The 12,451-nt window shown below is 70.5% G+C and carries 16 protein-coding genes; 5 read left to right on the top strand and 11 right to left on the bottom strand.

Features of this window, described 5'->3' with window-relative positions; translation table 11 throughout:
- Positions 1-26: 26 nt before the first annotated feature.
- The 5 genes from MZC64_RS21325 to MZC64_RS21305 form a co-directional block, all read right to left on the bottom strand.
- Complete coding sequence (locus MZC64_RS21325) at positions 27-431, bottom strand: hypothetical protein (RefSeq protein ID WP_247758915.1); 405 nt, start codon at positions 429-431, stop codon at positions 27-29.
- Between the two features lie 18 nt (positions 432-449).
- Entirely contained in the window at positions 450-848 is a 399-nt protein-coding gene (locus MZC64_RS21320) for a hypothetical protein (RefSeq protein ID WP_247758916.1), read from the bottom strand.
- A gap of 31 nt (positions 849-879) precedes the next feature.
- A complete protein-coding gene (locus tag MZC64_RS21315) occupies positions 880-1,353 on the bottom strand; it encodes a hypothetical protein (protein ID WP_247758608.1) in 474 nt (157 codons plus the stop codon).
- Positions 1,354-1,376: 23 nt separating this feature from the next.
- Positions 1,377-1,871 carry a hypothetical protein gene (locus MZC64_RS21310; RefSeq protein ID WP_247758609.1) on the bottom strand — a complete coding sequence of 165 codons (495 nt, stop codon included), beginning with the start codon at positions 1,869-1,871 and terminating at the stop codon, positions 1,377-1,379.
- Positions 1,872-1,993: 122 nt separating this feature from the next.
- Positions 1,994-3,514, bottom strand: a complete 1,521-nt coding sequence (locus MZC64_RS21305; RefSeq protein ID WP_247758610.1) for a right-handed parallel beta-helix repeat-containing protein — start codon at positions 3,512-3,514, stop codon at positions 1,994-1,996.
- A gap of 149 nt (positions 3,515-3,663) precedes the next feature.
- Here MZC64_RS21305 and MZC64_RS21300 point away from each other — a divergent pair, with 149 nt between their 5' ends.
- Positions 3,664-3,924, top strand: coding sequence for a hypothetical protein (locus MZC64_RS21300; RefSeq protein ID WP_247758611.1), 261 nt, complete (start codon positions 3,664-3,666; stop codon positions 3,922-3,924).
- A gap of 188 nt (positions 3,925-4,112) precedes the next feature.
- Here the strand turns inward: MZC64_RS21300 and MZC64_RS21295 are convergent, their stop codons facing one another.
- Entirely contained in the window at positions 4,113-4,358 is a 246-nt protein-coding gene (locus tag MZC64_RS21295; RefSeq protein WP_247758612.1) for a DUF3039 domain-containing protein, read from the bottom strand.
- Between the two features lie 10 nt (positions 4,359-4,368).
- Between MZC64_RS21295 and MZC64_RS21290 the strand changes: the two genes are divergently transcribed.
- Both MZC64_RS21290 and MZC64_RS21285 read left to right on the top strand, forming a co-directional pair.
- Positions 4,369-5,322: a pseudouridine-5'-phosphate glycosidase gene (locus MZC64_RS21290; protein ID WP_247797729.1), complete on the top strand. Its 954-nt coding sequence runs from the start codon at positions 4,369-4,371 to the stop codon at positions 5,320-5,322.
- Position 5,323: 1 nt separating this feature from the next.
- Positions 5,324-6,223 carry a carbohydrate kinase family protein gene (locus MZC64_RS21285; protein ID WP_247758614.1) on the top strand — a complete coding sequence of 300 codons (900 nt, stop codon included), beginning with the start codon at positions 5,324-5,326 and terminating at the stop codon, positions 6,221-6,223.
- A 140-nt stretch (positions 6,224-6,363) separates the two neighbouring features.
- On the opposite strand, the gene MZC64_RS21280 is transcribed toward MZC64_RS21285, so the two are convergent.
- The 4 genes from MZC64_RS21280 to MZC64_RS21265 all read right to left on the bottom strand — a co-directional run bounded on the left by MZC64_RS21280 (position 6,364) and on the right by MZC64_RS21265 (position 9,050).
- Positions 6,364-6,927, bottom strand: a complete 564-nt coding sequence (locus MZC64_RS21280; protein WP_185002753.1) for a DUF2017 family protein — start codon at positions 6,925-6,927, stop codon at positions 6,364-6,366.
- A gap of 120 nt (positions 6,928-7,047) precedes the next feature.
- The gene (locus MZC64_RS21275) at positions 7,048-7,365 is read right to left on the bottom strand and encodes a DUF3099 domain-containing protein (RefSeq protein ID WP_247758615.1); all 318 of its coding nucleotides are present in this window, start codon (positions 7,363-7,365) and stop codon (positions 7,048-7,050) included.
- 19 nt (positions 7,366-7,384) lie between these two features.
- Positions 7,385-7,942, bottom strand: a complete 558-nt coding sequence (locus tag MZC64_RS21270) for a hypothetical protein (RefSeq protein ID WP_247758616.1) — start codon at positions 7,940-7,942, stop codon at positions 7,385-7,387.
- 46 nt (positions 7,943-7,988) lie between these two features.
- Positions 7,989-9,050 carry a winged helix DNA-binding domain-containing protein gene (locus MZC64_RS21265; protein WP_247758617.1) on the bottom strand — a complete coding sequence of 354 codons (1,062 nt, stop codon included), beginning with the start codon at positions 9,048-9,050 and terminating at the stop codon, positions 7,989-7,991.
- Positions 9,051-9,090: 40 nt separating this feature from the next.
- Here MZC64_RS21265 and MZC64_RS21260 point away from each other — a divergent pair, with 40 nt between their 5' ends.
- Positions 9,091-9,678: an ABATE domain-containing protein gene (locus MZC64_RS21260; RefSeq protein WP_247758618.1), complete on the top strand. Its 588-nt coding sequence runs from the start codon at positions 9,091-9,093 to the stop codon at positions 9,676-9,678.
- Complete coding sequence (locus tag MZC64_RS21255; protein WP_247758619.1) at positions 9,665-11,212, top strand: helix-turn-helix domain-containing protein; 1,548 nt, start codon at positions 9,665-9,667, stop codon at positions 11,210-11,212. The genes MZC64_RS21260 and MZC64_RS21255 overlap by 14 nt, the downstream gene beginning before the upstream one ends.
- A 121-nt stretch (positions 11,213-11,333) precedes the next feature.
- On the opposite strand, the gene MZC64_RS21250 is transcribed toward MZC64_RS21255, so the two are convergent.
- Positions 11,334-12,434: a C45 family peptidase gene (locus tag MZC64_RS21250; protein ID WP_247758620.1), complete on the bottom strand. Its 1,101-nt coding sequence runs from the start codon at positions 12,432-12,434 to the stop codon at positions 11,334-11,336.
- Positions 12,435-12,451: the final 17 nt, after the last annotated feature.

Genomic DNA, 12,451 nt, shown 5'->3' with positions numbered 1-12,451 from the left:
CGTTGCCCCACCCCGCATCCCGGTGGTCATCGGCGGTGGAACTTCACCACGTTGTCGTTGCGGTCGAAGCTGCCGTAGAAGGCCCAGTTCCGGAAACCGCCGTCGCCCTTGCGGGTGAACTCGCCGTCGCCCTTGAACACCACCCAGTGGTAGTCGTGGTTGCGCGGGAAGGCGTTCCCGCACGGCACGGCCTTGGCGGTGCCCTGGGTGACGATGTCGTTGAAGTGCCCGCCACCCCAGGCAGTGGCCTTGTACACCAGGATGTTGCTGGACTTGTCCGAGCCGAAGCCCTGCAGCTCGTCGATCTTCTCGGACAGGTTGCACGGGTTGATGAACTCCGCGGCCACCGCGGCCTGCGGCACGGCCAGCGCCAGGGCACCCGTCACCGCGACGGCGGCCAGGCCGCGGGCGGCGATCTTCTTGATCTTCATCTGCGTTGTCCTCGTCGCTCAGCGGGCCAGGAACTTGACGTGCGTGTCATTGCGCTCGAACCGGCCGCTGAACGCCCAGTTCCGGTAACCGCCATCGCCCTTGCGGGTGAAATGGCCGTCCTTGAACACCATCCAGAAGATGTGCACCGTGTTGCCGAAGAATCCCTTGCACTCCTGCGCGGTCTCATGCCCCTGGAGCGCGATCCCGTTGAAATGGCTGGATTCTCGCGCGGTCGATTTCCACACCACGATGTTGTACTGGTCATTGGCGTCCCAGCCGCGCAGTTCCTGGACCTTCGCGCCCAGATCGCACGGGTTGATGTCAGCCAGCGCGGCCTGCGGGGCCGCCACACTCAACGCACCGACCAGGGCGAGCACCGCCGCGCCATAACCGGCCACTTTCTGCCGAATACTCATGTCTTGTCGTCCTTTACACCAGAGCGGAAGGTCAGGGGCGGCGGAAGTTGACGGTCTTGCCATCGCGGTCGAACCAGCCGCGCATTCCCCAGTTGATCCAGCCGCCGTCACCGTTGTTGGTGAACTGCCCGGCCTCGGAGATCCACAGGCCGTAGTTCACGTGTCCGTAGCGGACATTCGCGTACAGCTTCTTTCCGGTCAGCCGCTCGTTGTAGCCCTGGCTGAGGTTCATCATGACGACGTTGTAGCGGCCGCCGCTCACCTCGAACGCGGTGTCCACCGCCTTCTCCACGAACTTGCCGCGGTTGTCCTCGTTGATGTTGCTGATCGCGTTGGCCACCTGGAAACCGTTGGCCCCGTTGTCCAGGTGGATGGTGACCCCGGCGCCGGAGGCGGCCTGCGCGGACACTGTCCCGGCCTCGGCGGCCTGGGCGGGCAGCGCGGCCACGCCGAGCAAGGTCAGCGCGGTCAACGGCAGGGCGGCGAGCATCGCCTTGAGCTTCATGACTGGTCCCTTCGATTCCGGCATCACGGCTTGCGGAAGTGCACGGTCATGCCGTCGCGGGTGAACCAGCCGCGGAAGGCCCAGTTGATGTGCCCGCCGTCGCCGCGATTGGTGAAGGTGCCGGATTCGAAGACGATGACCCGGAAATCGGGGTAGCCGCTGTGCACGATGGCGTCGTAGACGATGTTGTGCAGATTCGCCGTGTACGGATGGTTCTGCTTGGTGACCATCACGTTGTACCGCTGACCGGCGTCGTAGAAGGAGCCCTCCATGATGCCGTTCACAAAACCGGAGCGGTTCTGGTTGTGCGCGATGGAATTGCTGATGATGTCGTAGAGCCGGTTGGTGATGTCCACGACGCTCTTGGTCACGTCAATGCTGAACCCGGCCGCCTGCGCGGCCGCCACCGATTCCGGTTGCGCCGGGGCAGCCTGTGCGGTGGCCACCGGCAGCAACGCGCCACCGATCGCGGCGGCGCCGAGCAGGGCCGCGGTCAGCTTCCTCTGAATGGAACCCATCTCGATCTCCCTGATTCCTCCCCCGGCGCTGTCGCCGGGGTGAGGGAATCATGGGATCGAGGATTGCTCATTTCCCAGACCGGTCCATTGCTCATCCACTGCTCAGTCCTGCCCAGTGCTGCTCAGTCGCCGAGTACGCCCGGCCCCTGGTAGGCGCCGATGTTGGGCACGCTGGGCATCGGGTTACCGAAGAAGTCCCGGTTGCCCGCCCCCGGCACCGGCTCCCCGGCCCGCAGCGCGGGCGAGCCCGCGCGCAGCCGGTAGCCGCCCAGGTCCAGCAGGCCGCTGGCCGAACCGGGGTTGAGCAGCTGCGGGTCCGCGGTGACCGCGCGGCCGTCCCGCTCCGGCACCGGCATGTTGAAGTAGGCGTTGGCCTGATAGCGCCCGTGCGGGTCCTGGATCATCGAGTTGCCGCCGGCCCGGGCGAAGACGTTGTTGGCGGCCACGATCTGGGTGTCGGTGTAGTTGGCCACCAGCCGGGTGTCCCGGCCGGTGAAGAAGGTGTTGTGGTGGATGCGCACGTTGGTCGCCCGCGCGCAGCCGACGGAGATCACCGCGACGTCCGGGTGCCCGTCATGCTGGCTGATGTTGTGCCGGAACACGCCGCCGTCGTTGACCATGTCCTTGTCGTTGCACACCAGCAGCGCGCCACCGTCGTTGTCGTGGCTGTAGTTGTACTGGTAGAGCACGTTCCTGGACCCGCCGTCGAAGTCGAAGGCCATGCTGTCCCTGGTGCCGAACCCGCCGGAGACCTCGTTGAACTGGATCAGCGTGTCATCGGAGTTCCACGGCCAGATCCCGGCGTTCCAGCCGGCCGAGCGCATGTTGAACTGGTGCACCCGGTTGCGCTCCACCAGCGCGCCCAGGGTGTTCTGCGGCACGATGCCGTCGCCGCCGACATCGGTGACCGCGTTGTCCCGCACCACCAGGTTCCGGATCGGCGCGAACGAGCTGCCCGGCCCGTTGGGGTGCTCGGCCCGCCGGGCCCAGTGCGAGATGGTGCCGATCCCGGTCCGGTCCACCCGGCTGACCCGGTTGCGCTCGATCACGATGTCCTGGAACCGGGTCGGCCGCAACGCGCCCAGCGCGCCGAAGAGGATGCCGCCGCTGGGGTCGGGGTCCTTGTGGTCGGAACCGTTGACGTCGTGCACCTCCACATCGGCCACGACGTAGTGGTGGCCGACGCCGAAGTCGGTCAGCGTCACGTAGATCCCGGCCCGCCGCTCCTCCGGTCCCGGCGGCGGCCCGAAGTTGCTCACCCGGATGTCCCGGATCTCCCAGTACTGCACGTTGCGCAGGTGCACCGCGGCCCGCGCGCCACCGCCGGCGATGTGCGGCTTCCCGCCCTCGCCGTACGCGCCGAGCTGCACCGGCCGCCCCGGCGCGCCCGACCCCCGCGGGCTGAGCACCCCCGCGCACTCGGTGCCCCGGCGCAGCAACAGCCGATCCCCCGGCTGGAAGGTGAACCCGTTGGCCTGGTCCAACCGCTGCCATGGCGAGTCCGGTGACCCGTTACCCGGCCAGGCCGCCGAACAGTCCAGGTGGAAGTCACGCGTCTGCGCGGCCGCTGGTGGCGCGTCGAGCAGGGACGTGGCCAGTACCACGGCACCGAGCAGGGCGGGCACAGCACGACGGGCAGACATCCACGTCTCCTTTCCGCAGACCGATGTTGATCACCATCGGCACCGGCGGGGAAACGATTGAGTCACCGATCGGGCAAAGATCCCGGCCAGGCGTGCGGAATCCCTGAAGTGGTGATGCCACAGCGTGTTCGAGGACTACCTTCGGCCCGGTGGACGATCTGATCAGCGTGCCGGGACGACCGGCCCGCGCCTGGGCGTGGTCGGTGGTCGTGCTCGGGGTGCTGCTGGCGATCGCCGCGAGCCTGACCGGACCGCTGGCGGCGGCACTGGCCGGCGGAACCAGCGGCGTGGCCGCGGCCCTGTTCGGCTCGGCCGCCCTGCTGGACCCGATCCGCGGCCACTGGCAGACCGTGCTCGGCGCCACCCTGCTCGCCACCGGCACCGCAGCCTGCGTCCTACTCCGCACCTAACCCACCCGCGTGTTGGCCGTTGTCGTACACCACGTTGGCCGTTACGGACGCCACGTTGGCCGTTATGGACACACGGCGGTCGACTTGGCCCAACTGGTACGCCGAGTTGGGCCAACTACCCGTACGACTTGGGCCAACTCGGTGTCCGTAACGGCCAACTCGGCGTACGAGTTCGGCCAACACTCGGGTCACTCGCCGCCGGGCGGGAGGCTCTCGAAGATCTTTTTGCAGTCGGGGCAGACCGGGGAGCCGGGCTTGGCCGACTTGGTCACCGGGAAGACCTCGCCGCAGAGCGCCACCACGTGCGTGCCCATGACCGCGCTTTCGGCGATCTTGGCTTTGCGCACGTAGTGGAACATCTTCGGCGAGTCGTCGCTGGTGCTGTCCGTGGCGTCCGGGGTGGTGTCGACCTCGGGAAGAGTCTGGGTGCTCACGTGCACCATGATGCCTCACGGACAGATGGAGTTCAGCGAGAAGGAGGCAGCGGTGCTGCGGGTGAGTGACGAGGTGCGATCGGCGCTGGCGGACGGGGGCGCTGTGGTCGCGCTGGAGAGCACGATCCTCGCGCACGGGCTGCCGCCGGGCCGCAACCTCACCGTGGCCAGGGAGCTGGAGGACATCGTGCGCGCGGCCGGCGCGGTGCCGGCGACGATCGCGGTGCTGGACGGCGAGGCGGTGGCGGGGCTGTCCGCCGCCGAGTTGGAGCGGGTCTGCGATCCAGCCTCTGAGCTGGTCAAACTCTCTCGGCGGGACCTGGGCGCGGCCATTGGGCTTGGGCGTAGTGGGGCGACCACGGTGGCCAGTACGGCCGCGCTCGCCCAGGTCGCCGGGATCGGGGTGTTCGCCACCGGCGGGCTGGGTGGGGTCCATCGCGGGGCCCGGGAGAGCTGGGATGTGTCCGCTGACCTGGCGGTGCTGGCCGAGACGCCGGTGCTGGTGGTGTGTTCGGGGGTGAAGTCGGTGCTGGACATCCCGGCCACGCTGGAACTGCTGGAGACCTCGTCGGTGCCGGTGCTGGGGTACCGGACCGATCGATTCCCCGCCTTCTACCTGCGGGAATCCGACCAGTCCGTGCCATGGCGGGTGGACTCCCCCGCCGAGGCAGCCGCGGTGGTGGCCGCGCACCGGGCCCAGGTGCCGGGGTCGGCTGGGGTGCTGCTGGCCAATCCGATTCCGGCCGAGGCCGAGATGGACCGCGACCTGCACGACCGGCTGCTGGCCGAGGGGCTGGCCCTGCTCGCCGAGCGGAAAGTGCAGGGCAAGGACGTCACTCCCGTGCTTCTGGCCCATTTCCACCAGGCCAGCGCGGGTGTGAGTCTGGACGCGAACGCGGCGCTGGTGCGATCCAACGCGGACCTGGCCGCACGGGTGGCGGTCGAGCTGAGCGGAGCCAACTGAGATGGCGCGGATCGTGGTGGTCGGGGACGCCGGCCTGGACGTGGTGGCCCGGCACGACGGACCCCTGGTGCACGGCGGCGACACCCGCTCGGCGGTGCGCATGGTGGTCGGCGGCGCGGGGGCGAACACCGCGGCCTGGCTGGCGCACTGCGGCGCCGAGGCGGTGCTGGTCGGCCGGATCGGCGGCGACATCGCCGGACACCGGGTCAGCGCGGAGCTGGACGCGGCGGGAGTCACCACCGCACTGGTGGTGGACGAGAGCGCTCCCACGTGCTGTGTGGTGGTCCTGGTGGATGCCCAGGGCCAGCGCACGATGCTGCCCGACCGCGGCGCCAACGCCCGGCTGTGCCCGGCCGACATCGCGCCGGAGGCGCTGCTCGGCGCGGATCACCTGCACCTGTCCGGCTACGTGCTGCTGGACGAGGGCTCCCGCCCGGCGGGGGTGGCGGCGCTGGCCGCGGCCCGCGCGGCCGGGCTGACCACCTCGGTGGATCCGCAGGCCGCCACGCTGATCGCCCGGCTGGGCCCGGCCGAGTTCCTGGACCTGGTGGCCGGGGTGGACCTGCTGCTGCCCAACGCCGACGAGCTGGCCGTGCTCACCTCCTCGACCGATCCGGAGTCGGCGCGGCAACTGCTCTCCGTGGTCGGCGCGGTGGCGGTGACCTCGGGCGATGGCGGCGCGCACTGGGTGTCCCCCGGCGCGACGGTCAATGCGGACGCGCCGGTGGTGGACTGCGTGGACTCCACCGGGGCCGGCGACGCCTTCAACGCGGGACTGCTCGCGGCCTGGCGGGGCGGGGCGGAGATCGGCGCCGCGCTGGCGGCGGGGGTGTCCGCGGGGGCACGGGCGGTGCAACTCGTCGGCGCGCAGCCGCCGAGTCCGCTCAGCGTGCGGGGCTGATCAACCCGCGGGAAGAAGAAGTCAGGGGTGCGGCGGCGCTCGGTGTCCTCGGGGCATCGAGCGCTCGGCCGCGTCGTGCGGTGCAACCACGTACTGCGAACAACAACGGCGGATACCCGGGCGGAGAATCCGCTGTCGGCCTAGCGGGAAACGGTGATCTTGCTGATCTCGGCCAGTTCGTGCGCCACATCCCACAGCCAGGTGGTCAGGTAGAAGGCGCGGCCGAGTTCGTCGCCGGGTTCGGGCTGCTCCCGGCGCAGGTCGTAGATGGCATCCGGCACCCGCCAGCTGATCGCGGCGGTGATCCGGTAGTCCAGCAGCACCCGGAACCAGGCGCGGATCTGCCGTTCCTCCCGCAGCACCACCATGCCGCCGCGTTCGGGCAGGGTCGCCCAGACCAGGTTGATGTCCTTGTACAGACCGGCGAACAGATCCGGTTCGTGCCAGAGGCGGACCTCCTCGGACTCTTCCTCACAACAGTGCCAGTCCAGGATCGCGTTCAGCCTGCGGTCCTCGGTCGCCTCGGTCGGCAGCGGCAGACCCAGCTCAGCCCCGAGCGGATAGTCCGTGTGGTACTGGTCCATTCGCCACTGGACAAGGGAGGCGAAACCGGAGAGGTGCCGCCGTAGCCAACTGGCCTGGGCCGAGGTGAAGTTCCCGACGACCAGCTCGTTGGCCCGGTCCCAATGGATCGCTCCGTACATCCCTGACCTCGGACTCTGACCAGTTCCCGTACCGACAACTACTGGGCGAGTTTCCGCACCGTCCACCTGAGCCCCCTGTGATTGAGCGGAACGTAACCATACCGCCACTCCGGGTGGAGATCAGCCCTCGATTACAGGATGTTGTTTCGATTCGATGGCGGTATCGTCACGCACCCGGCGGAACCTGTTCACCTTCTCCGCCTTTCGCGGTGGACGGTCGTTGGCGATGAGCACCGCCATCCACGGCAGCGGCACCGACAACAGCACCAGACCGATGGCCAGCCACGGGATCTGGTAGCAGGCGGCTGCCGCCACCAGACACGGGATACGCAGCGACATCATCAGCATGTACTTGCGCTTGCGGGCGGCGAGCTGGTCCTCGTACGACTGCTGCGCCTCCGTGATCAGGACCGGGGTGCCGTCCCGTTGTGTGGTCATCCGACACCACCTCCTTTCCTCATCTTTCCACCTGCCGAGGCTGGGCGGGAGAGTGCTGGGGATCGACAGGTTCGAAGCCGAGATCCCGTCGCATGACATTGCGTAGTCGCGCATAGGCATCCTGGGCCTGGGCCCAGTGCTTCTCGACCAGTTCCAACCGCGCGTTCTCGGGTCCGTCGGCGGTCAGTTCCCGGGAGAGCCGGGACCGTGCGATCATTGCGGTGCGCAACAAATCGCGAATCTCCGTGGTCGCCACCAGATTGATCGGTCCAAGCACATTCTTGGCTTCGATCCAGGCCGTGCGCAGATCGACAAGTTCTGGTTCGCCGATTTCCAAGTCCTTACCGCGTGCCTTGTCCTTGAGCGGGTGCAGCACCCAGTCCCAGGACTCCAGCGCGCCGATCACCTCGGCATAGGCGGTCCGCCGCGCGTCAAATCGTTTGTTGTCCTCATCGCGGCTTTTCTCCCGGTTCCACCGGCGGTCCTCCCGCCAGGCCGCGATGAACTGCGCGCCGAGCACCCCGAGGAAGCCGAGCAGCCCCACGGCCACCGGCACCCAGAGCGGAACCTGCGTCATGCCGCGACAGTAGGCCCGGACCCGGCCGGTCCGGTCGGCGGGCGCGTCAGAACAGCGCGCCGACCCGCTCGATCTCCGCGGACAGTGCCCGCGCGGGCAGTTCGGCGAACAGTTCGGTGCTGATCACGCCGTTGTCCCGGCTCCACACCCCGGCCACCCGGCCGCCGTGCAGCACCACCGGCGAGATCCAGCCCGCGGCCCGGCTGACCTTGCCCAGGTGCTGCTTCGGGATCAGGTCCCTGGACACCGCCACCACGTACTGGTCGAAGGCTGGCACCAGCCGGACCGCCTTCGACGGCTTGGTCTCGCGCAACTCGGCCAGATCCTCGGTGAGCACGAACCCGGGCTTGCCCGCCACGCTGACCTCGGTCAGCTCGGGCCGGACCGCGGCGAACCAGCGTTTGGTCAGCCCGGGTTTGCCGTTGCGGAACAACCACTGCGCGAACTCGTCGTGCCCGGCCGGGCCGAAGGCGCGCAGGTAGGCGCGGACCAGGTCCTGGCCCGCCTGGTCCGGGTCCGGCACGGTCCAGCCGGGCAGCCAGTGCGCCGGGCTGGTGAAGGTGACCCGGTTGCCCTCGGCCGGGCCGTGGCAGAGCAGGCCCAGGTAGGCGGCGGGTTTGAACAGCGCGCCCCAGCCCGAGCCGAGCGCCTCGGCCAGCCGGGCCGAGCCGACCCGGTCCAGCACCTCGGCGACCAGGTCCTCCCGGCTGAGCAGCCGGTGGTCCAGGACCTCGGCCAGCGCGGCCAGCACCTTGGTCAACTCGTCGGCGGTGATGCCGTGGCCGCGCTGCCAGCTGCCCTTCTCCCAGAACCGGAGCGCGCCCACCGCGGCCACGAAACTCGGCGCGAGTCCGGCGGGCAGCAGGTGCAGGGTGCCCCGGGCCGCCCACATCCGCACCAGCGTGCGATCCGCGGTCAGCGCCCGGCCGATCTCCCCCGGTTCGGGCTTGACCTGGCGGATCCGCACCGCCAGCTCGGCCGCCGAGAGCACCTGGGCCTGTACCCCGCACAGCCGATCCGCCAGCGCGACCGCGTCCAGCCCGGCCGGATTGATCAGCTCGTGCCGCCGCAATCGCCAGGCCAGCGCCTGGTCCGCCCCCAGCTCCATGACACCACTATAACCGGTGTGCACCGGTTATAGTGGTGTCATGGGCGAGGAGTCGGCCGGGTTGCCGATGGTCGGGCAGGACGGGCAGCACTACCGGTTCAACCCGGGTGCGTTGTGCCTGGAACTGCTGGTCAGCGGCGGCGCGGGCGAGCGGGCGAAGTGGGAGGTGCTGCACCGGGTCGCGGACCTGCGGGAGTGGCTGAAGCACACCCGGCTCGGCCCGGCCAGGATCAGGATGAGCGCCGCAGAACTGGCCGAGTTGAAGGTGCTGCGCGAGTCGATCTGGTTCAGCGCCGGCCGGGTCGCCCGCGGCAAGGCCCCCGGCGCGTTCGAGGACTGGAACCGGCTCGCCCAGGCCCCGCCGCCGGTGCCCGAACTGACCGGTCAAGGGCGGCGCTGGCGGGAGCCGATCAGCGGCGCGGCGCTGCTGTCCGCCTTCGCCAGGGACGCCATCGAGTTGTTCGGCGGGCCGTACCGGCACCGCGTCCGGCACTGCGCCGCGGCGGACTGCCATCTTCTCTTCGTGGACACCTCACGCCCCGGCGCCCGGCGCTGGTGCTCGATGCAGCGCTGCGGCAACCGGGCCAAGCAGCGCGTCCGGCAGGAGGCGGCCCGTGGTCACGCTTGAGCGACTGGTCGACGTGCTCGGCGGCCTGGGCACCCGGCTGTGCTGCGCGCCGCGCGGCCGGGACGTCGAACTGCGCGGGCTCTCCCTGCACGATCCCACCGAAACCCACCCGACCAGCCCCACCGACGTGCTGCTGGGCATCGGCACCGGCTCGGTCACCGCCGCCGCCCGCCTCGTGCGCGGCACCACCGCCGCCGCCGTCGTCCTGCACGGACCGCCTGAGCTGGACGAACGCGTGCTCGCCGCCGCCCGCAGCTCCGGCGCGGCGGTGCTCATGGTCGACCCGGCGGTGCCCTGGAGCCACCTCGCCGGACTGATCCACACCCTGGTGCTCAGCGGCCAAGGTCCCAGCCGGGACGTGCCAGGCGACCTGTTCGCGGTGGCCGACGCGATCGCCGCGGTGGTCGGCGGGCCGGTCACCATCGAGGACCTCCAGTCCCGGGTACTGGCCTACTCCAACCGCCAGGAAGACGTGGACGCCGCCCGGGTGCAGACCATCCTCGGCCGCCGGGTCCCGCCCGACGTGCTCAAGGCCCTGGCCGACCACGGCGTGTTCAAACACCTGGCCAACTCCGACGAACCACTGCTGGTCCCCGCACTCACCCCCGGCCTGCTGGGTCGCCTGATCGTGGCCATCCGGGCCGGGCGGGAACTCCTGGGCTCGGTCTGGGTGGAGGTCACCCCGCCGGTCCGGCCGCAGGCCTACTCGGCCATGGTCGACGGCGCCCGCACCGCCGCCCTGCACCTGCTGCGCGCCAGAGCGGGCGCCGACCTGGAACGCCGCGCCGAAGCCGACGCCGTGCTCAGCCTCCTCGACGGCACCGCGGACGCGCCCGGCACGCTGTCCCGCCTCGGCCTGGCCGCCGCCGGACTGCGGGTGGTCGCCCTGCACGCGCACGCCGGGATGAACGAACACGGCGCCGCGCTGCTCGCCTTCGAACGCGCCACCTCCGGCTTCGGCTGGTCCCGGCCCGGCCGCAGCGCGCTGCTCGGCAACGTGCTCTACACCGTGCTGCCCGACGACAACCCGGCTCGCGACTGGCTGCGCTCCCTGCTGCGCGAACTGCCCGCCGACGTGGCCGTGCACGCCGGGATCGGCGGCAGGGCCAGCCCCGCCGACCTGCCCGCCAGCCGCCTGGAAGCCGAGGAATGCCTGGCCACCCGGGTCGCCGGACTGGTCGAGGCGGACACCGTGGACTACGACGAGCACTGGGCCGCGGTGCTGCTGCTCCGGCTGCGCACCGCCGCCGAGGCCGGCCGGCTGCCCACCCGCGGCCCGGTCGCCGACCTGCTCCGCCAGGACACCGAGCACGGCACCGAGTACCTGGCCACCCTGCGCGCCTGGCTGGCCGCCGGTGGCGACGGCAAGGCCGCCGCGCGCAAACTCGCCGTGCACCCCAACACCCTGCGCTACCGGCTGCGCAAGATCGAAGCGCTCACCGCGCTGCGCCTGGACGATCCGGACCAGCGGCTCGCGCTGACCGTCGCACTGGCCGCGCTGCCGGCGCAAGGAACGCGTAAAGATCGCTGGTAGCGGCGTCAAGGAGCCGTGAACGGGGGTGGTCGGCGACCCGGTGGCGGCCGGACCATTCCGATCATGGCCAACCTGCCTTACACGCTCGTGCTGATCGGCGGCTTCGTGTTCCTGGCCCTGGTCATCCGCGCGGTGCAGACCCGGCTGGCGGTCCGGCCAGCGCGGCGGCCACCGAGCAGGTGAAGCGCCGACCGCCACGCGGCAGCACGGTGAACTCGGCCGCGGCCAGGTCCACCACGCAGGTGCACAGCGTGGCCGAATCATCGGTGCCCGGCGGACTGCCGAAGACCCGCTCGCGGGGTCGAGCATTGACACCGACACCGCGCGGGTGCGCGCTGGTCAGGACGTCCAGGAACCAGTCGACGCCCGGTTCGGCGGGCGGTTCCAGGCTGTCCAGGACCTTGGCGCGTTCCCGGCTGGACAGCGTGACCAGCTCGGGCAGCGTCAGATGGCGCAGATGGTTGGTGTGCCAGAGCGGCTCGTCCCCGGCTTCCTGGACCGCGCTGGCCCCGGCCACCGCCTCCACGTGCGCGACCCGGCCGGTGCTCAGCTCGGCCAGGTTGTAGGCGAACCCGCCGGCCGAGGGCAGCGTGGTGAGCAGCCGGATCGCCTCGTCCAGATCGCGCGCCCGGTGCAGGGCGCGGGCCACGAAATGGCGGCCGGGAGCGATCGCCGGTTCGGCCACCGGCAGGTGGTCCAGGCCGACGGCCAGGCCGTGCCCGGTCAGCGCGAAGGCGTTGCTGGGCAGCATGCCCGGATACCAGAGCGCGGTGACCGGCAGGTCCCCGTCGCAGTGCAGGGTGAGCAGCAGCAGGCGGCCGATCAGCCCGGCCCCGCCGTCCTCGTTGTGCGCGAGCGCCCGGCCCGGCCAGGCCAGGTCCGAACAACCGGCCGTTGTTGACGGCGGCGGCAGGTCGCCACGCAGGTTGACCAGCAGCAACGTCTGCTCAGGCAGGTTCGCGCCCGCCGCCATTGCCTGGAGTTCGGCATATTCCCGCGGGTGTCTGGTCCTGGTCAACGCGCTCAGTCTGGACAGTCGGACCAGGCCCTGGTCGGTGCGCGCGTAGTCGGTGAGCCCCGGCCACTCGGGCAGGGTGTGCACGGCCTCGGTGATCTCGGCCCGGAACTGCTCGCCGAGGGCGCGGAAGACCTCGATCCGGGGGCCGCGCAGACCGGCCCAGCGCAACCCGTCCAGCTCGGCGACCGTGACCGCGACAGACATGGGATGACCCCCTTCTC

This window comes from Crossiella sp. S99.2 (assembly GCF_023094165.1).
In the GTDB taxonomy this organism is placed as follows: domain Bacteria; phylum Actinomycetota; class Actinomycetes; order Mycobacteriales; family Pseudonocardiaceae; genus Crossiella.
The sequence above is the reverse complement of the archived record's forward strand: the minus strand, read 5'-3'. Positions and strand labels throughout refer to the sequence as shown.

Bases quoted from the DNA above. Each gene is read 5' to 3' on its own strand.
- MZC64_RS21250 (WP_247758620.1), bottom strand. From the start codon at position 12,434: ATGTCTGTCGCGGTCACGGTCGCCGAGCTGGACGGGTTGCGCTGGGCC.
- MZC64_RS21275 (WP_247758615.1), bottom strand. From the start codon at position 7,365: ATGACCACACAACGGGACGGCACCCCGGTCCTGATCACGGAGGCGCAG.
- MZC64_RS21315 (WP_247758608.1), bottom strand. From the start codon at position 1,353: ATGAAGCTCAAGGCGATGCTCGCCGCCCTGCCGTTGACCGCGCTGACC.
- MZC64_RS21320 (WP_247758916.1), bottom strand. From the start codon at position 848: ATGAGTATTCGGCAGAAAGTGGCCGGTTATGGCGCGGCGGTGCTCGCC.
- MZC64_RS21310 (WP_247758609.1), bottom strand. From the start codon at position 1,871: ATGGGTTCCATTCAGAGGAAGCTGACCGCGGCCCTGCTCGGCGCCGCC.
- MZC64_RS21285 (WP_247758614.1), top strand. From the start codon at position 5,324: ATGGCGCGGATCGTGGTGGTCGGGGACGCCGGCCTGGACGTGGTGGCC.
- MZC64_RS21280 (WP_185002753.1), bottom strand. From the start codon at position 6,927: ATGTACGGAGCGATCCATTGGGACCGGGCCAACGAGCTGGTCGTCGGG.
- MZC64_RS21325 (WP_247758915.1), bottom strand. From the start codon at position 431: ATGAAGATCAAGAAGATCGCCGCCCGCGGCCTGGCCGCCGTCGCGGTG.
- MZC64_RS21290 (WP_247797729.1), top strand. From the start codon at position 4,369: ATGCCTCACGGACAGATGGAGTTCAGCGAGAAGGAGGCAGCGGTGCTG.
- MZC64_RS21260 (WP_247758618.1), top strand. From the start codon at position 9,091: ATGGGCGAGGAGTCGGCCGGGTTGCCGATGGTCGGGCAGGACGGGCAG.
- MZC64_RS21305 (WP_247758610.1), bottom strand. From the start codon at position 3,514: ATGTCTGCCCGTCGTGCTGTGCCCGCCCTGCTCGGTGCCGTGGTACTG.
- MZC64_RS21270 (WP_247758616.1), bottom strand. From the start codon at position 7,942: ATGACGCAGGTTCCGCTCTGGGTGCCGGTGGCCGTGGGGCTGCTCGGC.
- MZC64_RS21265 (WP_247758617.1), bottom strand. From the start codon at position 9,050: ATGGAGCTGGGGGCGGACCAGGCGCTGGCCTGGCGATTGCGGCGGCAC.